This is a genomic window from [Clostridium] saccharolyticum WM1 (assembly GCF_000144625.1).
In the GTDB taxonomy this organism is placed as follows: Bacteria; Bacillota; Clostridia; order Lachnospirales; family Lachnospiraceae; genus Lacrimispora; species Lacrimispora saccharolytica.
The window spans coordinates 2274189-2297175 of record NC_014376.1 but is presented as its reverse complement, the minus strand read 5'-3'; the positions used below and the strand labels follow the sequence as shown (position 1 = coordinate 2297175).

The following is a 22987-nucleotide window of genomic DNA, read 5'->3' as shown; positions in this document are numbered from 1 at the left end:
GCTATCTTTCCTCTCTTTTTTTGTAGGAAAAAGTTTCTCCTACGTATTTTGTTGCCGGACGCATGATTCTTCCGTCGTACAGCTTATTTTCGATATTATGCGCCAGCCAGCCTGCCATACGTGAGCAGACAAACAGAGGCGTATACATATCTTCCGGTATCTGTAACATATTATAAGCGAATCCGCTGTAGAAGTCCACATTGTTTGACAGGGTTTTTCCGTTGCCGGCCAGGAAGGCTTTGGCTACCTTCTCAAATTTTGTCAGGAATTCATATTCCTCTTCCCTGTTTTTCTGTTTGGCCAGCTTTTCGCAGCAGATCTTTAATAAATCCGCTCTGGGATCGGAGATGGTATAAACTGCATGGCCAAGTCCGTAAACAAGGCCGGAATTATCGTAAAAATCTTTAGCAAGGATCTTCTGGATCACACCCTTCATCTGGTTTTCCGTTGCTTTTAACCCGATTTCTTTTTCTATGGCTTTGATCATTTCACTGCAGCATATATTGGCGCCACCGTGCTTCGGACCTTTTAAGGAGCCGATGGAAGCGGAAATTGCCGAATAGATATCAGTTCCGGTGGAAGATATGACAACATTGGTAAAGGTGGAGTTGTTTCCGCCGCCATGGTCTGCATGGATCATCAGCATCACATCCAACAGATCTGCTTCCTGTTGGGTAAAAACCCCATCCCGCCGCAGCATGTGAAGAATGTTTTCTGCCATGGAATATTCTTGCTTTGGATAATGTATGATCAGGCTGTCCCTGTCATAGTGATGAACCTTGCTCTGGTAAGCATAAACGGAAAGGGATGGAAGCTTTGCCAGGATATTGATTCCTTTTAATAATGTCTGATAAGGATCCACGTTATCCGGCTCCTCGTCATAATCGTAAAGCGAAAGAATGTTCCGCTGAAGGCTGTTCATCAAATTACGGGAAGGAGAACGGAGCATATTTTTTTCCAGGAACTCATCGGGAAGGTGGTAGTTCTGGCTTAAAGTGGTTGTGAACTCCCTTAATTCCTTTTTGGATGGAAGATAGCCAAAAAGGAGCAAAAACGAAGTTTCCTCAAAGCCGTAGCGATCACCGTTTTTACCGCTTACCAGATCGCCGATCTCAATGCCGCGGTAATAGAGCTTGCCGGGTACGTTGACTTTTTTTCCATCTTCAATTTCATAGCCGACTACATCAGATACACGGGTGAGCCCCACCCGGACACCGGTACCGTCATCGTTGCGTAGCCCCTTTTTTACATTGTGTTCTTTAAATAAGTGGTTTGGAATATCCGTGAAATTCGAGGATTTGCCAAAGGTTTGTGCGATAAAAAAATTGTTCATGGGTCGATCTCTCCTTTTTTTTCGTTAAGCCACCGCAGATCGAATATGGATCCGTTTATAGAAAAGCAGCGCAAAAGGATCTCTCCGGCGCTGCCTTCATTGGCAAGAATGTGACTTTTTTAGTTGTTTGGTAGTTTACCATGGAAAAGTATCAAAGTCAATAACTTGTTACAATCACAGTTAAAATATTGTTATTGCGTCAGGATGTAGACTGGCAGGTTATATCAGTGCAAAACCGGTTTAAAGATTTTCAAGCATATTTTTATGGTTTTCTCCACATCATAAGGAAATACCAAATTCAGAGTAAAACAGGAGGTTTTTAAGGTGAGAGAACATCAGAATAATGATCTTGAAAAGAAGGAAGATGCGGACGAAAGGCAGAATAGGCCCGCCGACAATACACGCAAGGAAAACCTTGATGAGAAAAAGACTGAAAAGGATATAGAACAGAAAGAGGATGAAAAGCTGGAAGAGTATGGCCAGGTTACTTTGGATGACAATGCAAACAAGCGGAAGATCCATCTGATTACCATAATCGGCGAAGTAGAAGGCCATGAGAATTTATCCGGCAACAGCAAGGCCACAAAATATGACCACATACTTCCGAAACTGGCTGAGATTGAGGACGACGATTCCGTGGAAGGGCTTTTGGTACTCTTAAATACTTCCGGCGGCGATGTGGATGCAGGCCTTGCCATTGCGGAGATGATCGCTTCTTTAAGCATCCCAACCGTATCCCTGGTCCTTGGGGGAAGCCATTCTATTGGAGTTCCCCTGGCGGTCTGCACGGATTATTCATTTATTGTGCCTACCGGAACCATGATGATCCATCCGGTGAGAATGACAGGAATGGTAATCGGTGCTTCCCAGACTTATGAATATTTTGAAATGATACAGGACCGGATTCTAAGCTTTGTTTCCAATCACGCAAAGATTGCCTATGACCAGTTAAAGCGTCTTATGCTGAATACGGAAATGCTTACCAGAGACTTGGGTACGGTGCTGGTAGGCGAAGAAACCGTAAAAGAAGGTCTGATCAACGAGGTGGGCGGAATTAAGGATGCCTTGAAAAAATTATATGAACTGATGGAAACTGCTTCCCGTTAATCGTTGCAATTCTCCTGATTTTTTTGTATACTGTTACCAACGGATAGAAGGGGGAAGTATTGTGCCTGAGACGACGAAGAAACGGACAACAGCAAAAAAAGGAAAAAACGGGAGAACAAGAAACTCCGGTGCAAAAAAAAATGTGATATTGCCGGAACCGGAATTTATCCATTCAGAAGTAGTGATCATTATGTCATTTTTGGCTGCGGCCATTCTGTTTTTAAGTAACTTTCACTTATGCGGCGTGGTAGGGGATTTTCTGCGGAGCATACAGCTTGGAATATTTGGAAGTGTGGGATATATTGCCCCTGTGCTGATGTTTGCAGGAACCGCATTTTACATTTCCAATCAGGGAAATCCCAGGGCCGCTTTTAAACTGGCGTCTTTTATTCTGGCGCTGGTTTCTTTGTGTGGATTTTTACAGCTCCTTTTTGGAACAAAAGCCGGCGAGAGAATGGGACTTGCCGACATTTATTTTGAAGCTTCTGTCAGCGGGAGAGGCGGCGGTGTTATCGGCGGTCTGCTGGCCGGTGGACTTACCTCCATGATCGGCGTTGTGGGGGCCTATCTGGTGATAGGAGTTCTTCTTGTCATATCCGCAGTCTGCATTACGGAAAAATCTTTTGTCGATATCGTAAAAAAGGGAAGCGGAAAGGCGTACCGCCACGCCAGGGAAAACGTGGATATGCACATGGAGATCCATGCGAAACGCCAGGAAGCCCGCAGACAGCTTTGGGAAGAACAGAAGATTCGGGGGGTTAATCTGGAAGCCACAAAGCTTCAGTTGATCCAGGAAGAGAACCTTCCGGAAGAAACGGCTGACGACATTCCGGGTATTCTTGGGGAAGATATTATGGCCCAGGCAAACCGGCTGTCCGCAGCTGCCTCTGTGGAAGCGGGAGAGCCTAATCCGGCGGATGTTTTCCGTGGAAGTTTTTCTCCTGTCCTGTCTTCGCTTTCTGGGCAGAAAGGAATGGCAGAATATGAGGAGGATACGGTTCCCTTTGATCCTGACGGGGAAGATGTACCTGTATCCGATGCCCTGGAAGAGCCTTCCATATATTGGAAGAAAGACGTAAGAACCTTAGAGGAAATGGAGATTGTGGAGGAAGACGATGATCCATCCAAGGAGCAAGAAACCTTTTCCATTCCCGAGGAAATGAAACAGGTGGTCACTGCTTCCGGCAAGATCATAGAAACTGATACGGAAGCACTTCAGAAAAAACTGGAAAAGAGACGGGAAGAGGCAGCGAAGGAAGATGATTTAAGCGTTATCCAGGAAATCAGGCAAAAACAGGAGATTGTTAAGAAGGAATATCAGTATCCGCCTCTTACTCTTCTAAAAAAAGGAAAATCAACGGTTTTTTCCGACCGGGAATATAAGGATACTGCCATCAAGCTTCAGCGGACCCTGCAGAATTTCGGGGTCGGAGTTACGGTTACCAATATAAGCTGTGGACCTTCTGTAACCAGGTATGAGCTTCATCCGGAGCAAGGGGTAAAGGTCAGTAAGATCGTAAGCCTGGCTGATGACATCAAATTAAGCCTGGCGGCTGCGGATATCCGGATTGAAGCACCCATACCAGGAAAATCGGCAGTAGGAATTGAGGTCCCCAATAAAGAAAATCAAATGGTATATTTACGGGATATACTGGAGGCGGACGGTTTTCAGAAACACTCCTCCAAAATTGCTTTTGCGGTGGGCAAAGACATCGGCGGTCAGGTGGTAGTGACTGACATTGCTAAGATGCCCCACCTTCTGATCGCCGGGGCCACTGGTTCCGGTAAATCCGTCTGCATCAACACCCTAATCATGAGCATCATATTTAAGGCGGATCCAGAGGATGTGAAGCTGATCATGGTGGATCCCAAAGTGGTGGAGCTAAGTGTTTACAATGGGATTCCTCATTTGCTCCTGCCGGTGGTCACTGATCCGAAAAAGGCTTCCGGAGCCCTTAACTGGGCGGTGGCGGAGATGACGGACCGTTATAATAAATTTGCCCAGTACAATGTCAGGGAAATCAAAGGATATAACAAAAAGGTGGAAAGCATTAAGGACATTGAGGATGAGGATAAGCCGAAGAAAATGCCACAGATCGTCATTATTATTGACGAGCTGGCGGATTTAATGATGGTGGCACCCGGCGAAGTGGAGGATTCCATCTGCCGCCTTGCCCAGCTTGCCAGAGCAGCAGGTATTCACCTGGTTATCGCTACCCAGCGTCCGTCGGTCAATGTCATCACAGGTCTGATCAAGGCCAATGTCCCATCCAGGGTGGCCTTTGCAGTTTCATCCGGTGTGGATTCCAGAACCATCATTGATATGAACGGTGCGGAAAAGCTTCTTGGAAAAGGTGATATGCTGTTTTATCCTGCAGGCTATCCAAAGCCCCTGCGGGTTCAGGGGGCTTTTGTATCAGATTCCGAAGTCTCCAAAGTGGTGGATTTCTTGACCGAGCAGGGAATGACTGCAGATTATAATCCGGAAGTGGAAAGTATGATAGCTTCCGCTCCGGCAGGCCCAGAGGTTAAGAGCGGTGGAAATGACCGGGATGAGTATTTTGTTCAGGCCGGAAAATTTATCATTGAAAAGGACAAAGCATCCATCGGTATGCTTCAAAGAATGTTTAAAATTGGCTTTAACCGGGCGGCCCGGATCATGGACCAGCTGGCAGAGGCCGGTGTGGTAGGGGAAGAGGAAGGAACCAAGCCCCGTAAGGTATTGATGAGCCTGGAGGAGTTTGATGAAATGATTTCCCAGGGCTATTAAATAGAACTGTATCATTTACATAGAAGGAGGACTAGGACATGAGAACAGATATCGAAATCGCACAAGAGGCAGAAATGCTGCCTGTGAAAGATGTGGCTGCTTCCTATGGGATCGGCGAGGATGAACTGGAGCTATACGGAAAGTATAAGGCAAAGCTGACTGACGGCCTGTGGGAACGGATCAAGGACCGTCCGGACGGCAGGCTGGTACTGGTGACTGCCATTAATCCTACCCCTGCAGGGGAGGGAAAGACCACCACTACCGTAGGCCTTGGACAGGCATTTGGAAAAATGGGAAAAAAAGCCATCATCGCTCTTAGGGAGCCTTCTCTTGGTCCTTGTTTTGGCATCAAGGGCGGAGCCGCAGGCGGCGGCTATGCCCAGGTGGTGCCCATGGAAGATTTAAATCTTCACTTTACCGGTGATTTTCATGCCATAACCTCAGCCAATAACTTACTTGCCGCCCTGTTAGACAATCATATCCACCAGGGGAACGCTCTTGGAATCGATACCCGCCAGATTCTATGGAAACGCTGTCTTGACATGAATGACCGTGCTCTGAGAAATATTGTGGTGGGCCTTGGTTCCAAAGCAGAAGGCTTTGTGAGGGAGGATCATTTTGTCATTACAGTCGCATCGGAAATCATGGCCATTCTATGTCTTGCAAATGATATGGAAGATCTAAAAGTACGGCTGGGACGGATCATCGTGGCATATAATTATGCTGGAGAGCCTGTGACCGCCTCCCAGTTAAATGCAGTAGGAGCCATGGCGGCTTTATTAAAGGATGCCTTAAAGCCCAATCTGATACAGACCCTGGAGCATACCGGCGCCATCGTTCACGGCGGTCCCTTTGCCAACATTGCTCATGGCTGCAACAGTGTCCGTGCTACAAAGACCGCTTTAAAGCTGGCTGATATCGTTGTGACAGAGGCAGGGTTCGGTGCGGATCTTGGTGCAGAAAAATTTCTGGATATCAAATGCCGGAAGGCCGGTTTAAAGCCGGATGCCATTGTACTGGTTGCAACGGTAAGGGCCCTTAAATACAACGGAGGGGTTCCAAAGGACCAGCTAAAGGAGGAAAATCTGGAGGCTCTTAAAAAAGGCATTGTCAATCTGGAAAAGCATATTGAAAACATGATGAAATACGGTGTTCCTGTGATTGTTACCTTAAATTCCTTCCTTACCGACACAGAGGCAGAGCACCGGTTTGTCCAGTCGTTCTGCGAGGAACGAGGGTGTGAGTTTGCCTTATCCCAGGTATGGGAAAAAGGAGGGGAAGGCGGCATAGCATTGGCAGAAAAAGTCCTTTATACCCTGGAAAATAAGGAAAGCAATTTTGCTCCCATTTACCCTGATGAAATGGGGCTGGAAGATAAAATCGCCGCGGTTGCAAGGGAAATCTACGGCGCAGACGGGGTGTCCTATGCTCCGGCAGCCTTAAAAGCCATAAGGAAATTTCAGGATATGGGCTTTGGCAATCTTCCTGTATGCATGGCAAAGACACAATATTCCTTATCCGATGACCAGAACAGGCTTGGCCGGCCGGAAGGCTTTGAAATTACCGTACGGGATGCATATGTATCCGCAGGAGCCGGGTTTGTGGTCATTCTGACCGGAGCCATCATGACCATGCCAGGTCTTCCAAAGAAGCCGGCCGCAGATAATATTGACGTAAATGAAGAGGGAGTAATCACCGGATTATTCTGATTTGGAGGATTCTATGAAGTTTAAAGAATGGCTAAAGGACTTAACATATGAAGTACTGCAGGGAAGCCTTGACGTGGAGGTGGAGGAAGTAATTTATGACTCCAGGAAAGCCCGGAATGGAGCCGTCTTCGTCTGTATGAAAGGCACCAGAACCGACTCTCACGAATTCATACCTGAGGTAGTAAACGCCGGGGTTCAGATTCTGGTGGTAGAACGAAAGACAGAGCTTCCGGATGGCGTAACTGCCATTCTCGTACATAATGCAAGAGAAGCGCTGGCGCTCTTATCAGCTGCCAGATTCGGCTATCCGGCTGAAAAGATGGTGACCATCGGCGTGACCGGAACGAAGGGAAAGACCACTACCACCCACATGATCAAGACGGTATTGGAGGCTTGCGGGAAGAAAGTAGGGATGATCGGAACCACTGGAATTGTCATTGGCCAGGAAGTGACACCTACCGTGAATACCACCCCTGAATCTTATGAGCTTCATCAGGCCTTTTGTCATATGGCAGAAGCAGGCTGTGAATATATGGTCATGGAGGTTTCCTCCCAGGCCTTTAAAATGCACCGGGTGGATGGAATCAGCTTTGATTACGGACTGTTTACCAATATTTCACCTGACCATATCGGACCGGATGAGCATGCAGACTTTGAGGAATATCTCTATTATAAATCCCGGATTTTCTCCTGCTGTAAAGTGGGCATCATGAATGGTGATGATGAGCATTGGGCGGAAGTGGTTAAGGATGCCACCTGCAGGCTGTATTCCTTTTCCATGGAAAAAAAGAGTACGGATTTTAAGGCAGAGGCCATCCGCTATATCGCACAGCCTGATTTTGTGGGACTGGAATTTGATATCAAAGGTATCAGCCAGCTGTCTGTCCGGGTGAATATTCCGGGTCGCTTTAACGTAGCCAATGCACTGGCAGCGGTCAGTGTCTTAAGCTTTTTAGGCCTTCCGAAAGAGAATATCTGTCATGGGCTGGAGCATTTAAATGTAAATGGGCGCATGGAAATTGTTTATTCCTCCGAAACGTGTACGGTGATCGTAGACTATGCACATAATGCGGTCAGCATGGAAAGCCTGCTGTCAACCCTAAGAGATTACCGGCCCAAACGGCTTGTCTGTGTCTTTGGCTGCGGCGGGAACCGTTCCAAAGACCGGCGGATTACCATGGGAGACAGCGCAGGACGTCTGGCAGATTTTACCATCATCACTGCGGATAACTCCAGATATGAAAAGACAGAGGATATTATCGCTGACATCCGTAAAAGTCTTGAAAAGACCGGAGGTAAATTCATAGAAATTCCGGACCGCAGAGAAGCGATCCGCTACAGCATCACCCATGCCCAGCCAGGTGACATGATTGCCATTATTGGGAAGGGCCATGAAAATTACCAGGAAATGAACGGAGTCCGCTATCATTTTTCAGACCAGGAAGAAATATTAAAAGCGGTGGATGCCCAGCTTTCAAAGGAAGCTTAATTAGAAAGGCAGAGACGATAAAGGAAATGCCGGAAGCCGTAAAATGCGGCTTTCGGCATTTCCACGGTAGATGGCAGGCAGAACGTCTTTCTGGCATTCTTTATAAATAAAACAATAGTTGATAGGATGAACGATCTTCGGGAACTCATATAGCATTAATAATATGGGGGGGTAAAATGATAGGAATGTGCGCTAAAAGCGCGTATGGAACGGAGGATGCAATGGTTAATATAAGGGTAAAGGATATACTTTCTGCCACAGGCGGAAGACTTCTTTGCGGAAGTGAGGAGATGATCCTGGAGAATATCAGTATAGACTCCAGAACCATGAAGGGGAACGACCTGTTTGTCCCTCTCATAGGAGATAAGGTAGATGCTCACCGCTTTATTGGGCAGGCATTTGATAACGGGGCGGCTGCAGTCCTTACCAGCAGGCATGACGCCATGGACTCGGCAAGACCGTGGATCCAGGTGGAGGATACGAAAAAAGCACTTCAGGCAATCGGCAGCTATTACAGGGACCGGCTGATCCTACCCCTGGTGGGAATTACCGGAAGTGTGGGTAAGACCACCACCAGGGAAATGGTGGCCTGTGCCTTGTCTGCCCGTTACTCCGTATATAAAACACCTGGAAACCATAACAGTCAGGTAGGAGTGCCGATCACCATATCGGAGATCGCTCCGGAGGATGAAATCGGAGTCATTGAGTTAGGGATGAGTGAGCCTGGAGAGCTGACCGTCATTGCAAGAATTGCAAAAATCCAGATGGCGGTGATCACCAACATCGGAGTGACTCATATTGAACAGCTTGGAACCCAGGATAACATTTACAGGGAAAAGCTGACCATCCAGGATGGACTGACGGAAGGAGGTATTCTGTTTTTAAATGGAGACGACCAGTTTTTAAAATCCACAAAAGCCAAAGAGGGCTGCAGGACCATTTATTACGGAACCGGAGAAAATTGCGATTACAGGGCTTTGAATGTCCATTTGGAAGAAGGCTTTCCTGCTTTTACCGCAGCGTTCGGGCAAAAACAGGTTCCGGTGCGCCTTGCGGTCATGGGAAGCCATAATGTGCTGAATGCTATGGTATCTCTTGCAGTGGCTGCAGAATGTGGGATTCCCATGGAGAAAGCCGCAAAATGCCTTGAGGCATTTACAGGCTTTCGGAACCGGCAGCAGATCTATCAAACCGGAGGCATAACTGTCATTGATGATACATACAATGCCAGTCCTGTCTCCATGAAAGCAGGATTGGAAGTATTGGGTTCCATAACTAAGGCGAAACGAAGAATCGCCGTTTTGGCCGATATGAAAGAGTTGGGAGATAATACCCTTTCATATCATTATGAAATCGGAGAATACATTGCAGAGCATCCGGTAGATGAGCTGGTGACCTTAGGAGAGCTGGCAGGAGAAATTGCCAGGGCGGTGAAGGAGCATGCACCTTGCATCCAGGTAAAGGAATTTATGGAACAGGATCCGCTGGTGTCCTATTTAAAAGAGGAATTAAAGGAAGGGGACTGCGTGCTCTTTAAAGGCTCCAACAGCATGATGCTTGGCCCGGTGGCAGAGAAATTTTACCGGAGTTGACGCTCTTCCCATATGGATACCGTGGAGGGAGAAACCTTCCATAAGCATGGCAGAAAAAAAGAAGTACCCATAGCATGGCAGAAAAGAGGAAAGCGATGACGGAACGATTTGCCCGGATTATCATTGATATTTCCCATGAGAAGGTAGACAGAACATTTGATTATCGGATTCCGGCCGGGCTTCTTGAGGAAGTGGCCGTTGGGTCCCTGGTTCTGATTCCCTTTGGAAAAGGGAATTCCATGCGGAAAGGATACGTGGTCGGCATTGCCGGCCATGCAGATTATGATCCGGATAAGATAAAGGAAATCGCAGGGATTGTAAGGGATGGCGTAACAGCGGAATCCCTGCTTATTTCACTGGCGTGGTGGCTGAAAGAGCAGTATGGTTCCACCATGAACCATGCACTCAAAACGGTGCTTCCGGTAAAACAGAAGGTGAAGCCCAAAGAAAAAAAAGTACTTAAAAGCCTTCTGGACCATACCCAGCTTTTAAAGGCATTGAAAGAAGCGGAAAAAAGAAACTATAAGGCAAGGGTACGCCTCTTTCAGGCATTCCTTAAAAATCCAGTGATCCCCTATGAAATTGCAGTCAACCAGATGAATCTTTCTGCCGCCACCTTAAAGCCTGTTATCGAAAAGGGATACGTTAGTCTTGACTGTGAGGAGATCTACAGAAATCCTGTTAAAACAAAAACAGGAAAAGAAAATAAAGTGCTTCTGAATGAGGAACAGCAGGCCATCGTAGACAGCTTTTGCCTGGATTATTCCCAAAATAAGAGAACTACCTATTTGATTCACGGCATAACAGGAAGCGGTAAAACGGAAGTATACATGGAACTGATCCAAAAGGTCATCGAAGATGGAAAGCAGGTGATCGTCCTCATACCGGAAATTGCCCTGACCTACCAGACGGTCCTGCGCTTTTACGCAAGATTCGGGAACCGGGTATCCATGATCAACTCACGGTTGTCCGCAGGGGAGCGTTATGACCAGTTTGAACGGGCAAGAAACGGGGATATTGATATTATAATCGGTCCCCGTTCCGCCCTTTTTACTCCCTTTTCCCATCTGGGCCTGATCCTGATAGACGAAGAGCATGAAGGAGCGTATAAAAGCGAGGTATCCCCAAGGTACCATGCCAGAGAGGTGGCAGTGAAAAGAGCCTCTTTGCAGGGGGCTTCCCTGGTGTTAGGCTCGGCTACTCCCTCCCTGGAGGCATACACAAAGGCACTTCAGGGAGAATACAAGCTTTTCCGCCTGACGGAAAGGGCCAAAAAAAACAGCCGTCTGGCAACCGTTTCCGTGGTAGATTTAAGGCAGGAGCTTAAGGAAGGCAATAAATCCATTTTCAGCAGGAGTTTAAAGGCTCTGATCCAGGACCGGCTGGAAAGGCGGGAACAGGTTATGCTGTTTATCAACAGGCGGGGCTATGCTAATTTTGTATCCTGCCGGTCCTGCGGGGAAGCTATTCGCTGCCCCCACTGTGATGTCACCCTGACACTCCATAATAACAGCCGCCTGGTCTGTCATTATTGTGGATATTCCATACCCATGCCGGAACGATGCCCATCCTGCGGTTCTCCTTACATTGCCAATTTTGGTGTTGGAACCCAGAAAATCGAACAAATGACGAAAAAAATGTTTCCGGCTGCAAGAATCCTGCGGATGGATTTGGATACCACCTCCAAAAAAGGAGGCCATGAAGAAATACTCACCGCCTTTTCTGAGGGAGATGCAGATATTCTTATCGGAACCCAGATGATTGTTAAAGGCCATGATTTTCCCAATGTGACCCTGGTGGGAGTTATGGCTGCAGATCTGTCTTTGAATACTCCTGATTACCGGTCCTCTGAGCGGACGTTCCAGCTTCTTACCCAGGCGGCGGGAAGGGCCGGCCGGGATTTCCGTAACGGTGACGTAATCATCCAGACCTATTGTCCGGATCACTACAGCATTGTGGCCGCCGCAAACCAGGACTATGAAGCGTTTTACCATCAGGAAATGGCTTATCGCCGTCTGATGAAATATCCTCCGGCAAGCGGTCTTTTAACCGTCCAATTTTCCTCCAGACAGGAGAACTGCCTGAGTGAAGCATCGGCAGCGGCGGCCGGTTTTATCGCGCCCATTGCAGAGCGGGAAGGGGTACAGGTTATCGGCCCTGTTGAGGCGTCCGTTTACAAAATTAATGATATCTATAGAAAAATTTTATACTTGAAACAGGAAAACTATGATATACTAATAAAAATCAGGGACCAGATCGATGGTTTTTCAGAAGGCCGCAGGCCGTTGTTCGACCAGGTAATGATCCAATATGATTTTTCATAAATGAGAGGATACACCCTTCGGGTATACCTTTGTGCCCATAGAGCACGGGCAAGAAAGAGGATAAAGGAAGATGGCAATTAGAAAGATTAGAACCATTGGAGATGAAATTTTAAGAAAACAATGCAAGCCTGTAAAAGAGATCACGCCTAGGATTACTGAGCTGGTCGAAGATATGTTTGAAACCATGTACGACTCCAATGGAGTCGGCCTGGCGGCTTCACAGGTGGGAGTGTTAAAGCAGATCGTTGTGATAGACGTGGAGGATGGCAACCAGTATGTTCTCATCAATCCTGAAATTTTAGAAACAAGAGGAAGCCAGACCGGACCGGAAGGCTGCCTTAGTGTGCCTGGTAAATCAGGAACAGTCACAAGGCCTGAATACGTAAGGATAAAGGCTTATGACGCTTCCATGGAGCCTTATGAACTGGAGGGAGAAGGGCTGTTAGCCCGGGCAATCTGCCATGAATGCGATCATTTAAATGGTGATCTGTACGTAGACAAGGTGGAAGGTGAGCTGGAAGATGTCACTCCTGATGAGGAAGAAGGAGAGGTTGAAGATTAATTATGCGCATTATATTTATGGGAACACCCGATTTTTCTGTTCCTGCACTTGTGGCTTTAAAGGAAGCCGGACATGAAATCCTTGGGGTAGTTACTCAGCCGGACAAACCCAAGGGAAGAGGAAAGGAAGTCCAGATGACTCCTGTAAAGGAGAAAGCACTGGAATACAACCTCCAGGTTTACCAGCCGGTCAAGGCCAGAGATCCGGAGTTTGTTAAAATTCTGTCCGATATGGCTCCGGACTTAATCGTGGTGATTGCGTTCGGTCAGCTCCTGCCGAAAACCATTCTGGATATTCCCCCATACGGTTGTGTGAATATTCATGCTTCACTGCTTCCCAAATACCGCGGCGCTTCTCCCATACAGTATGCAGTTATTAATGGCGAAAAGGAAAGCGGGGTAACCATCATGATGATGGCGGAATCTTTAGATACAGGAGATATGCTGGATCAGGAAGCCATTGCTCTGGAGGAAAAGGAAACCTTCGGAAGTCTTCACGATAAACTCAGCGGGATCGGCAGCCGTCTTATTTTAAAAACCATTGATAAGCTGGAAGAAGGAACTGCTGTCCGTACCCCTCAGGATGATTCCAGGACCTGCTACGTAGGCATGATTAAAAAGTCCATGGGAGACATCGACTGGTCGATGGATGCAGTATCCATTGAGCGTCTTATCCGTGGATTAAATCCATGGCCCAGCGCCTATACTACCTGGAATGGTAAGGTAATGAAGCTTTGGGAAGCAGAAGTAATAGACAAAGAGTATGAGGGAGCCTGCGGACAGGTGGCAGAGGTGAACCGGGATTCACTTGTCATAAAGACCGGCAAAGGCGGCTTATCAATCCGTAAACTACAGCTGCAGGGGAAAAAGTGTATGGATGTGGATGCTTTTCTCCGCGGATATTCCATAGCAAAAGGAACTGTTTTAGAACGCTTTGGGAGCATGAAATAGGAAAGGAGAGTCTGATTATGTATTATGGCGGCATGATGGGATATTATTTGGATCCGACCTGGATCCTGGTCATCATCGGAGCAGTTTTGTCCATGGCGGCATCGGCTAAGGTAAACAATACATTTAATAAATATTCAAAAGTAAGAAGCATGTCCGGGATGACCGGGGCGGAAGCTGCAAAACGCCTGCTGAATTCCCAAGGCATTTACGATGTTCAGGTAAGGTCTGTGGGCGGACAGCTTACGGATCATTATGATCCAAGAACCAAAACGGTTAATTTATCCGATTCTGTTTACGGTTCTACATCCGTGGCGGCGATCGGAGTTGCCGCACATGAATGCGGCCATGTTATGCAGGACAACACGGGATACATTCCTCTTAAGCTTCGGGCAGCCATTGTACCGGCAGCCAATATAGGCTCCAAAGCGGCACTGCCCCTCATCATTCTTGGCGTTATCATAGGAGGAGCTGGTTCTCCTTTGGTTAATGTGGGGCTGATCCTGTTTTCCCTGGCCGTAATTTTCCAGTTAGTCACTCTTCCAGTGGAATTCAATGCTTCCAACCGGGCGGTCACGCTGCTTGGCCAGGTAGGCATTTTAGGCGATCAGGAATTGGGATATACCAGAAAAGTGCTGGGTGCGGCTGCCCTTACCTATGTGGCGGCGCTTGCGGCTACCGTTCTTCAGCTTTTAAGGCTGGTCATCTTGTTCGGAGGAAGAAGGAATGATGACTAAGGAGACGGACAGCAGGGAAATCGTGCTGGAAATCCTGCTAGAGATTCTGGAGCGGGGTGGTTACAGCCATATTATCCTCCGCCAGGCCTTAAATAAATACCAGTATCTGGAAAAATCGGAGCGGGCCTTTATTACCAGAACCGTAGAAGGAACTGTGGAATACCTGCTTCAGATGGATTATATCATTGATTCCTTTTCTAATATAAAGGTACGGAAGATGAAGCCGGTGATACGCACTATTTTGCGAATGTCGGTTTACCAGCTTCTTTATATGGACCGTGTTCCGGATTCTGCCGTGTGCAACGAAGCAGTGAAGCTTGCCGTGAAACGAAAATTTACCGGATTAAAAGGTTTTGTCAACGGTGTGCTGAGAAATATTTCCAGAAATAAAGAGGATATCACCTGGCCTGATGATTCCATCCGTTATTCCATGCCTTCCTGGATTGTCTCCATGTGGGAGAAAACCTATGGCAGGGAAACCGCAGTTATCATGATGGAATCCTTTTTGAAAAATAAAAAGACGACGGTCCGCTGCAATTTTGCAAAGGCTTCCAAAGAAGAAATTCTGCAGAGTCTTAAAAATCAGGGGGCAGAAGTGAGTGAATCCGGAATTTCGGAAGCAGTGCTTTGCATTGAAAAATATGATTATCTGGAAGGGCTGGATGCGTTTCAAAAGGGTTATATCCAGGTACAGGATTTAAGCTCCAGCTTTGTAGGTGAAATTGCAGATCCCCAAAAAGGCGATTATGTGATTGATGTCTGCGGGGCTCCAGGAGGTAAGAGCATCCATATCGCAGATAAGCTTGACAGTACGGGTATGGTGGAGGTCCGGGACTTAAACCTTTATAAGATAAATTTGGTCCAGGAAAACATAAACAGGTGCGGATTCTCAAACATCCGTACAAGGGTTCAGGATGCCCTGGTCTCTGACCCGGATTCTGTTGGGAAAGCGGATATTGTTATCGCCGATCTGCCCTGCTCAGGACTTGGGATCATTGGAAGAAAGCCGGATATTAAATACCGCATGACACCAGAGGATTTAGAGTCTCTGGCTGCTCTCCAACGGGAAATCCTGTCGGTCGTACAAGCTTATGTAAAGCCGGGGGGACGGCTGATTTTCAGCACCTGTACCATAAACAAGAAAGAAAATAATGAAAATGCCATGTGGTTCCTTAATCATTTTCCCTTTGACTGCATGGATCTGAAAGGGAAGCTGGGGGAGAAGCTGGAATCAGCCGGCTTAAATCAGAAATTTATCCAGTTCTTGCCGGGAATCCATCCATGTGACGGATTCTTTATTGCGGCATTTCAGAAAAGACAGGGCCTTTAAGGAATACCCGTAAATGCCCTGCACAGATCCAATGGAAGTATAAAGGAGTGCATTCGGGGCATTCCCTTATGTCCCGAAACCATGGACAGAATAGAGGAACTATAGATGGAAAAGATTGATATCAAATCGCTGAATATGGAACAGCTGACTGCATATGTGGCGGCTATAGGAGAAAAAACATTCCGGGCCAAGCAGCTATATGAATGGATGCACCAAAAGCTGGCTGCAGATTTTAATGAAATGACAAATCTTCCGAATTCACTGAAGGAGACGCTTTTTCAGCAGACAGAGCTTACCTCCCTTGCCATTGTGGAGGAGAAGATTTCTAATATAGATGGAACAAGAAAATACTTATTTGCTCTTTCTGATGGGAATGTGATTGAAAGCGTTTTGATGAAATACAAGCATGGAAATTCCGTATGTATTTCATCCCAGGTAGGCTGCCGTATGGGGTGCCGGTTCTGTGCTTCCACCCTTGATGGCCTGGAAAGAAATTTAAGCCCATCAGAAATGCTTGACCAGATATACCGGATCCAGAAGAACACCGGGGAGCGGGTTTCCAATGTGGTGGTTATGGGCTCAGGAGAGCCTCTGGACAATTATGATCATCTGGTTCAATTCGTTCGCCTTCTTACTGATGAAAACGGACTGAATATCAGCCAGCGTAACATAACCGTATCGACCTGCGGCATTGTTCCGGGTATCCTTAAGCTTGCAGAAGAAGATCTGCAGATTACATTGGCATTGTCCCTTCACGCACCTAACGATGAGGTGAGAAAAACCCTGATGCCTGTAGCGAACCGTTTTCCATTAAAGGATGTGCTGGATGCCTGTCAAACGTATTTTGAAAAAACAGGACGCAGGCTTACCTTTGAATACAGCCTGGTAAGCGGTGTCAACGATAATTTAAAAGAGGCGTCCGCTCTGGCTGCTCTTTTAAAAGGCCAGCACGGACATGTAAATCTGATTCCTGTCAATCCCATCAAGGAACGGAATTTCGTACAGTCAGACCGGAAAGCCATAGAAGCCTTTAAAAATCTTCTTGAAAAAAACGGAATTAATGTTACTATAAGAAGAGAAATGGGACGGGATATTAACGGCGCCTGCGGGCAGTTAAGAAAGAGCTTTTTAAATCAGGAGTCAAATGCTTCCCGGTAAACTGGGGATTATTTGACCCGGCAATGTCAGAGGCAGGAATAAAAGCATACCTGTGCCTGGCTCTTTGCCAACAGAAATAAAGAGGAAGTGAGAATGAAACGATGAAGGCTTGCGCAATGACGGATACCGGAAGAGTCCGCACGGCCAATCAGGATTATGTCTATGCCCAGACAGAACCTCTGGGTGCACTGCCCAATCTTTTTTTGGTTGCAGACGGCATGGGCGGCCATCAGGCCGGGGATTATGCTTCCAGATTCATTGCTGAAAATCTGGTGGCTCACTTAAAACAGGCGGATTCTCCTCAAATTGTTCCGCTTCTTCGGGAGGGGATCTTAATGGTCAACGGTATGCTTTACCAGGAATCCATGAAAAGCGCTGAACGAAACGGTATGGGAACCACCCTGGTGGCGGCGGTGATCGAGGGATCTACCATGTATGTGGCAAATGTGGGAGACAGCCGTCTGTATCTTGTAAGGAACCGGCTGCAGCAGATCACAAAGGATCATTCCTATGTGGAAGAGCTGGTGTCTTTGGGCCAGTTGGAACGTGGAAGCCGGGATTACCGGGAAAAAAAGAATATTATAACAAGAGCGGTTGGTACAGAGGATAAGCTGGAGATTGATTTTTTTGAAGTCAGCCTGGAACCGGGGGATTATGTGCTCCTGTGTTCCGATGGACTCAGCAATATGCTTGAGGACGCTGAGATGGAAGAAATTATCTGCTCGGAACTGGAGCTGCCGGAAAAGGCAGAAAAATTAATTACAGTAGCCAATGACAATGGAGGAAAAGACAACATAGCCGTTGTTTTAATTGAACCCCAAATTGGCAGGGAGGTAAGCTTATGATCTTGAGACCGGGGACATTTTTACAGGACAGATATGAAATACTGGACCAGATCGGTTCCGGCGGGATGTCAGATGTGTATAAGGCCCTGTGCCATAAATTAAACCGCCCTGTCGCTATAAAAGTATTAAAGGAAGAATTCAGTTCGGACAGCGGTTTTGTAAGCAAGTTTAAAATGGAGGCCCAGGCAGCGGCCCGTCTATCCCATCCAAACATCGTCAATATCTATGATGTTGTGGACGAGGGGAACCTCCATTATATTGTTATGGAACTGATTGAAGGAATTACATTAAAAAATTATATTATAAAAAAGGGCTGTCTTGATGTGAAGGAGGCCATCGGCGTCGCAATCTCCGTAGCACAGGGGATCGCGGCAGCTCATGAGCAGGGGATCATACACCGGGATATTAAGCCGCAGAATATCATCATAGCCAGAGACGGTAAGGTAAAGGTGGCCGATTTCGGTATTGCAAGGGCTGCCTCATCCCAGACCTTAAGTGCAACTGCGGTAGGCTCTGTCCATTACATATCGCCTGAACAGGCCAGAGGCGGCTATAGTGATGTCAGAAGCGATATTTATTCTCTGGGTATTACCATGTATGAAATGGTGGCCGGACGTGTCCCGTTTCAGGGTGACAACACGGTGACTGTTGCCCTGGCTCATCTGGAAGATCCAATAACACCGCCCAGTTACTACAATGAGGGAATTCCGGTAGGCTTTGAGAATATTATTTTAAAATGTACCGAGAAAAAACCGGAGTACCGTTACGGAACCATGCATGAGGTCATATCCGATTTGCGGAAGGCACTTGTTAATCCTGACGGGGATTTTGTTCAGTACAATTCCCAGGTGGATGATTCCCAGACGGTCATTATAGGAAAGCCAGAGCTGGAACAGATCCGTTCCGGACGGAAAATTCAGGCAGATCCTGCGGTCAGCCGGAATGGAGGCAGAAACCAGGAACAGAGGCAGGAGCGCCGCATGGAAAAAAAACCTGGTCAGCAGCCGGGCAGTATCAGAACCAGAAAACAGGATACCGACGATGACATCAATCCCAAAATAGAACGGCTCCTGACTGCAGCAGGTGTGGTTGTTGCCATTCTCATTGTGGTGGTGCTTATTATTGTATTCTCCAAAGTGAGTGGTCTGTTCCGTTCTGGATCCCCAAAGGAAACGGAATCAACGGCAGAGATTTCTACAGAAGAAACTTTAAGTGACAAAAAGGTGAAAATGCCAAGCATTGTGGGACTGGCAACGGATATTGCGGAGCAGAAGCTAAAGGACAACGGCGGACTGTATATGAAGGTCAGTGATTACGTATTTGATGATACCCTTGATAAAGGGGATATTGTATCACAGGACCCTGTTGAGGGTACCGTAACCGATAAGTATTCTGCTGTTTATGTGGTAGTCAGCAAAGGTCCGGAGCACGTTACCATTGACTTAGCGAAGCTTGGGCTGGAGAAGATGGATGGAGCTTCTGCAAAGACAGCACTGGAAGGCAGCGGTCTGACAGTCACAGTGGAGCAGAAGAACAGCGATACCGTTGCGGCAGGATATGTGATCAGTTACAGTCCCGCCGAAGCGAAAGAAGGGGAGAATGTAACCCTGGTTGTAAGCAGTGGTCCGGCACTCGTAAATCCAGTCACGGTTCCCAATATTGCCGGACAGACTGAGGAAATCGCCTTGGAGATGCTGGCTGATGTAGGACTGGTTCAGGGAACGGTTACCGAAGCGGCCTCAGAAACAGTTGTCCGGGGCAGCATTATCAGTCAGTCCTTAACTGCAAACTCCCAGGTGGAAGCCGGAACCGCCATGAATTATGTAGTCAGCAGCGGGACGGTACAACAGGCAAAATACAAATATCTGGCTTCCATAGACAAATCCTATTCCCTGCAGAACATCATCGGGCCAGGCTCCGGAAGCACTCAACTCACTTTAAAGATACAGCTTCGGCAGCCGGTCAATGGAAAAGACGAAGTCAGAGAGCTTATGGGTCCTGTTACCATGACAGGCGACCAGATGCTTCCTGTATCATTTAAAAATATTGAAGGTGCTTACGGCGTTACCAGCGGAACCGTAGAGATCGTGAATGTGGAGACGGGCGATGTGATCAATTCTTATTCCATCACATTTATTCCGGTCCCCCAATCATAAGGAAAATATATGACAGGAAAAATTTTAAAAGGAATTGCAGGGTTTTATTACGTCCATGGTGCGGATGAAAATATTTATGAATGCAAGGCAAAGGGCATATTCCGAAATAAAAACGTGAAGCCCCTGGTTGGGGATGATGTGGAGTTTTCTGTTCTGGACCGACTGGAAAAGAAAGGAAACATTGATCTTATCCTGCCAAGAAAAAATGCTTTGGTCCGCCCTGCCGTGGCCAATGTGGATCAGGCTCTGGTACTTTTTGCCATTACCCATCCGGAACCAAACTTAAACCTGCTGGATCGTTTTCTGGTCATGATGGAGGTTCAGGAGGTTCCTGTAAAAATTTGTTTTAATAAAACAGATTTATGTGGCAGTGATAAAAAACAGGCACTTGGAGAAATCTATGAGGCGGCAGGCTATCCCTTATACTTTACCAGCACCTATGACGATCAGGGGATTGAGGAGATCAAGGAGCTGGTACAGGGAAAAACCACGGTGCTTGCAGGACCTTCCGGAGTTGGAAAGTCCTCCTTAACCAACCTTCTCTTTCCCCAGGCTGAGATGGAAACTGCAAATATCAGCGAAAAAATCCAGAGAGGAAAGCATACCACCAGGCATTCGGAGCTTTTTGGCATGGGACGTGATACCTATTTAATGGATACGCCGGGATTTAGCTCCATGTACATGGAAGATTTGGAATGCGGCCGGCTAAAGGACTATTTCCCGGAGTTTGAATCCTATGAAGATGGCTGCCGGTTTTTAGGCTGCGTGCACATCGGGGAAAAAACCTGCGGGGTAAAGGATGCGGTGGAAGAAGGAAAAATAAACAGAAGCCGATATGAGAATTACCGGCTTTTCTACCAGGAACTAAAAGAGAAAAGGAGATATTAATATGCTTAAACTTGCCCCCTCCATATTAGCGGCAGATTTTAAAATTCTTGGACAGCAGGTTGTGGATGTAGCGGAAGCAGGAGCCCAGTACATTCATTTGGATGTGATGGATGGGGCGTTTGTACCCAGCATATCATTTGGAATGCCGGTGATTGGAAGCCTGCGCAGCTGCACAGACCGGATATTTGATGTTCATATGATGGTAGAGGAACCGGGAAGATATATCAATGATATGAAAGAGGCGGGAGCTGACCTTATCTGTGTTCATGCAGAGGCCTGCACCCATTTGGACCGTACTATGAACCAGATCAAGGAAGCAGGATTAAAAGCAGGAGTTGCCCTTAATCCCGCGACTTCCTTATCCGTTCTGGATCAGATTCTGCCGGAATTGGACATGGTTTTGATCATGTCAGTAAATCCAGGATTCGGAGGGCAGAAATTCATCCCCTATACCCTGGAAAAGGTGAGGGCTTTAAGGCGCATTTGCATAGAGCGTCATCTTGAAACAGACATACAGGTGGACGGAGGCGTAACCTGTGACAATGTAAGAGAACTGATTGAGGCAGGAGCTAACGTATTTGTAGCTGGTTCAGCCGTTTTTAAAGGAAATGCGGCCGCCAATACAAAAGCATTTTTAAAAATATTTGAGGAATATGAAGGGTGAAAGAAGAATTAATAGGTTTGATCGTTACCGGAGGCATCTTAGACTATGATTTTGCCGGAAGATTTTTAGAAAACAGAAGGTTTGATAAAATAATTGCAGTGGATGGGGGGCTTGCGGCTCTTTCCCGGCTCCATTTAAAGCCGGATGCCATTGTGGGAGATTTTGATACGGTATCAGAAGATGTTCTTGCCCAATACAAATGCAGCCGGGAAGAGATTGCCTGGGAAACCCACAAACCGGAAAAGGATGAAACCGACACGGAGCTGGCCTTAAATACTGCCATTGGCCTTGGTTGTACCAGACTGATTCTCCTGGGGGCTACCGGAGGCAGAATGGACCATTTCATAGGAAATCTCCATTTGCTTTATGCCTGCCTGAAAAAAGGCGTGGAGGCCGCTATTGTAGATGAAAAAAACTGGATCACTGTGATCGAAAAGGGAAGGACGTTTCAGGCGGAAACGTTATGGGGGAAATATATTTCCTTCCTTCCGTTGTGTGGTGAGGTGAAGAAAATCACATTGACCGGATTTAAATATCCTCTTTTTGAAAAAGACATTGACCTGGGCACCAGCCTTTGTATCAGCAATGAGCTGACCGGTACGAACGGTGCCATTGACTTTGAATCAGGAACTCTGATCTGCATTCAGTCTCATGATTAAACTGGTATGGTTCAATATATCCGGACTGGATATTTATAACACTCCACTTGCGTGCTAAGATAAAGAACAACAAAGCACCATGGGAGGATTAACCAATGAGCAAAACAAACAACAGGATTTATAAGATCGCACTGACGGGACTGTTTGCGGCCATGTCCTACGTAGTATTTACATTCCTGCAATTTAAAATCACCCTTCCGGGAGGAGATGCGACATCCATTCATCTTGGAAATGCGGTCTGCGTATTAGGCGCACTTTTAGTGGGTGGCTTATACGGCGGATTAGGCGGTGCCATCGGCATGACCATAGGAGATCTCTTTGATCCGGTTTATGTGGTATATGCACCAAAAACCTTTCTCTTAAAGCTGTGCATCGGACTCATCACCGGATTTCTGGCCCATAACATAGGCAGGATCAATGATTCCACCGACAAAAAGCATATACTGACCTGGACCATTGCAGCGGCGGCAGGCGGTCTGCTGTTTAATGTGATTTTTGATCCCCTTGTGGGTTACTATTACAAGCTTCTGATCCTGGGAAAACCTGCGGCAGAGCTGGCACTGGCTTGGAACATTGCATCTACTTCCATTAATGCGGTAACCTCTGCCATTGTTTCCGTCATCATTTACATGCCGCTTCGTAATGCCCTGGTCAGATCCGGATTATTTGAAAAGATTGATTAGGGATATCTGCAAGTATCCATTCAATACCTAAAAG

18 protein-coding genes are annotated in these 22987 nt (G+C 46.9%); 17 read left to right on the top strand and 1 reads right to left on the bottom strand.

Features of this window, described 5'->3' with window-relative positions; all coding sequences use genetic code 11:
- Window position 1: 1 nt before the first annotated feature.
- Window positions 2–1333, bottom strand: a complete 1332-nt coding sequence (locus CLOSA_RS10765) for a citrate/2-methylcitrate synthase (protein ID WP_013272799.1) — start codon at window positions 1331–1333, stop codon at window positions 2–4.
- A gap of 324 nt (window positions 1334–1657) precedes the next feature.
- Between CLOSA_RS10765 and CLOSA_RS10760 the strand changes: the two genes are divergently transcribed.
- The 17 genes from CLOSA_RS10760 to CLOSA_RS10680 all read left to right on the top strand — a co-directional run bounded on the left by CLOSA_RS10760 (window position 1658) and on the right by CLOSA_RS10680 (window position 22953).
- Window positions 1658–2440 (top strand): ClpP family protease, encoded by a 783-nt coding sequence (locus CLOSA_RS10760; protein WP_013272798.1) that lies wholly within the window; start codon window positions 1658–1660, stop codon window positions 2438–2440.
- A 61-nt stretch (window positions 2441–2501) separates the two neighbouring features.
- Window positions 2502–5210 carry an FtsK/SpoIIIE family DNA translocase gene (locus CLOSA_RS10755; protein ID WP_013272797.1) on the top strand — a complete coding sequence of 903 codons (2709 nt, stop codon included), beginning with the start codon at window positions 2502–2504 and terminating at the stop codon, window positions 5208–5210.
- A gap of 38 nt (window positions 5211–5248) precedes the next feature.
- The gene (locus CLOSA_RS10750) at window positions 5249–6919 is read left to right on the top strand and encodes a formate--tetrahydrofolate ligase (protein WP_013272796.1); all 1671 of its coding nucleotides are present in this window, start codon (window positions 5249–5251) and stop codon (window positions 6917–6919) included.
- Window positions 6920–6932: 13 nt separating this feature from the next.
- Window positions 6933–8408, top strand: a complete 1476-nt coding sequence (locus CLOSA_RS10745; protein ID WP_013272795.1) for a UDP-N-acetylmuramoyl-L-alanyl-D-glutamate--2,6-diaminopimelate ligase — start codon at window positions 6933–6935, stop codon at window positions 8406–8408.
- 221 nt (window positions 8409–8629) lie between these two features.
- Window positions 8630–10000, top strand: a complete 1371-nt coding sequence (locus CLOSA_RS10740) for a UDP-N-acetylmuramoyl-tripeptide--D-alanyl-D-alanine ligase (RefSeq protein WP_013272794.1) — start codon at window positions 8630–8632, stop codon at window positions 9998–10000.
- Window positions 10001–10095: 95 nt separating this feature from the next.
- Window positions 10096–12324 carry a replication restart helicase PriA gene (gene priA, locus CLOSA_RS10735; RefSeq protein WP_013272793.1) on the top strand — a complete coding sequence of 743 codons (2229 nt, stop codon included), beginning with the start codon at window positions 10096–10098 and terminating at the stop codon, window positions 12322–12324.
- Between the two features lie 70 nt (window positions 12325–12394).
- Window positions 12395–12886: a peptide deformylase gene (def, locus tag CLOSA_RS10730; RefSeq protein ID WP_013272792.1), complete on the top strand. Its 492-nt coding sequence runs from the start codon at window positions 12395–12397 to the stop codon at window positions 12884–12886.
- Window positions 12887–12888: 2 nt separating this feature from the next.
- Window positions 12889–13836: a methionyl-tRNA formyltransferase gene (gene fmt / locus CLOSA_RS10725; RefSeq protein WP_013272791.1), complete on the top strand. Its 948-nt coding sequence runs from the start codon at window positions 12889–12891 to the stop codon at window positions 13834–13836.
- 17 nt (window positions 13837–13853) lie between these two features.
- Window positions 13854–14570, top strand: coding sequence for a zinc metallopeptidase (locus CLOSA_RS10720; protein ID WP_013272790.1), 717 nt, complete (start codon window positions 13854–13856; stop codon window positions 14568–14570).
- On the top strand, window positions 14560–15900 hold the full coding sequence (rsmB, locus tag CLOSA_RS10715) for a 16S rRNA (cytosine(967)-C(5))-methyltransferase RsmB (RefSeq protein ID WP_013272789.1): 1341 nt from the start codon (window positions 14560–14562) through the stop codon (window positions 15898–15900). The genes CLOSA_RS10720 and rsmB overlap by 11 nt, the downstream gene beginning before the upstream one ends.
- 105 nt (window positions 15901–16005) lie before the next feature.
- Window positions 16006–17058 (top strand): 23S rRNA (adenine(2503)-C(2))-methyltransferase RlmN, encoded by a 1053-nt coding sequence (gene rlmN / locus CLOSA_RS10710; RefSeq protein WP_013272788.1) that lies wholly within the window; start codon window positions 16006–16008, stop codon window positions 17056–17058.
- 101 nt (window positions 17059–17159) lie between these two features.
- Window positions 17160–17903, top strand: a complete 744-nt coding sequence (locus tag CLOSA_RS10705; RefSeq protein WP_041708609.1) for a Stp1/IreP family PP2C-type Ser/Thr phosphatase — start codon at window positions 17160–17162, stop codon at window positions 17901–17903.
- Window positions 17900–20059, top strand: a complete 2160-nt coding sequence (gene pknB / locus CLOSA_RS10700; RefSeq protein ID WP_013272786.1) for a Stk1 family PASTA domain-containing Ser/Thr kinase — start codon at window positions 17900–17902, stop codon at window positions 20057–20059. Before CLOSA_RS10705 ends, pknB begins: the two co-directional genes overlap by 4 nt.
- 9 nt (window positions 20060–20068) lie before the next feature.
- Window positions 20069–20947, top strand: coding sequence for a ribosome small subunit-dependent GTPase A (gene rsgA / locus CLOSA_RS10695; protein ID WP_013272785.1), 879 nt, complete (start codon window positions 20069–20071; stop codon window positions 20945–20947).
- Window position 20948: 1 nt separating this feature from the next.
- Window positions 20949–21611, top strand: a complete 663-nt coding sequence (gene rpe / locus CLOSA_RS10690) for a ribulose-phosphate 3-epimerase (RefSeq protein ID WP_013272784.1) — start codon at window positions 20949–20951, stop codon at window positions 21609–21611.
- A complete protein-coding gene (locus CLOSA_RS10685) occupies window positions 21608–22270 on the top strand; it encodes a thiamine diphosphokinase (RefSeq protein WP_013272783.1) in 663 nt (220 codons plus the stop codon). The genes rpe and CLOSA_RS10685 overlap by 4 nt, the downstream gene beginning before the upstream one ends.
- A 95-nt stretch (window positions 22271–22365) precedes the next feature.
- Window positions 22366–22953 (top strand): ECF transporter S component, encoded by a 588-nt coding sequence (locus tag CLOSA_RS10680; RefSeq protein ID WP_013272782.1) that lies wholly within the window; start codon window positions 22366–22368, stop codon window positions 22951–22953.
- The last annotated feature ends 34 nt before the right edge of the window (window positions 22954–22987 follow it).

Excerpts from the sequence above, each read along its gene's own strand:
- CLOSA_RS10765 (WP_013272799.1), bottom strand. The coding sequence starts at position 1,333 with ATGAACAATTTTTTTATCGCACAAACCTTTGGCAAATCCTCGAATTTC.
- CLOSA_RS10750 (WP_013272796.1), top strand. The coding sequence starts at position 5,249 with ATGAGAACAGATATCGAAATCGCACAAGAGGCAGAAATGCTGCCTGTG.
- CLOSA_RS10745 (WP_013272795.1), top strand. The coding sequence starts at position 6,933 with ATGAAGTTTAAAGAATGGCTAAAGGACTTAACATATGAAGTACTGCAG.
- CLOSA_RS10740 (WP_013272794.1), top strand. The coding sequence starts at position 8,630 with ATGGTTAATATAAGGGTAAAGGATATACTTTCTGCCACAGGCGGAAGA.
- priA (WP_013272793.1), top strand. The coding sequence starts at position 10,096 with ATGACGGAACGATTTGCCCGGATTATCATTGATATTTCCCATGAGAAG.
- def (WP_013272792.1), top strand. The coding sequence starts at position 12,395 with ATGGCAATTAGAAAGATTAGAACCATTGGAGATGAAATTTTAAGAAAA.
- fmt (WP_013272791.1), top strand. The coding sequence starts at position 12,889 with ATGCGCATTATATTTATGGGAACACCCGATTTTTCTGTTCCTGCACTT.
- CLOSA_RS10720 (WP_013272790.1), top strand. The coding sequence starts at position 13,854 with ATGTATTATGGCGGCATGATGGGATATTATTTGGATCCGACCTGGATC.
- rsmB (WP_013272789.1), top strand. The coding sequence starts at position 14,560 with ATGATGACTAAGGAGACGGACAGCAGGGAAATCGTGCTGGAAATCCTG.
- rlmN (WP_013272788.1), top strand. The coding sequence starts at position 16,006 with ATGGAAAAGATTGATATCAAATCGCTGAATATGGAACAGCTGACTGCA.
- CLOSA_RS10705 (WP_041708609.1), top strand. The coding sequence starts at position 17,160 with ATGAAGGCTTGCGCAATGACGGATACCGGAAGAGTCCGCACGGCCAAT.
- pknB (WP_013272786.1), top strand. The coding sequence starts at position 17,900 with ATGATCTTGAGACCGGGGACATTTTTACAGGACAGATATGAAATACTG.
- rsgA (WP_013272785.1), top strand. The coding sequence starts at position 20,069 with ATGACAGGAAAAATTTTAAAAGGAATTGCAGGGTTTTATTACGTCCAT.
- rpe (WP_013272784.1), top strand. The coding sequence starts at position 20,949 with ATGCTTAAACTTGCCCCCTCCATATTAGCGGCAGATTTTAAAATTCTT.
- CLOSA_RS10680 (WP_013272782.1), top strand. The coding sequence starts at position 22,366 with ATGAGCAAAACAAACAACAGGATTTATAAGATCGCACTGACGGGACTG.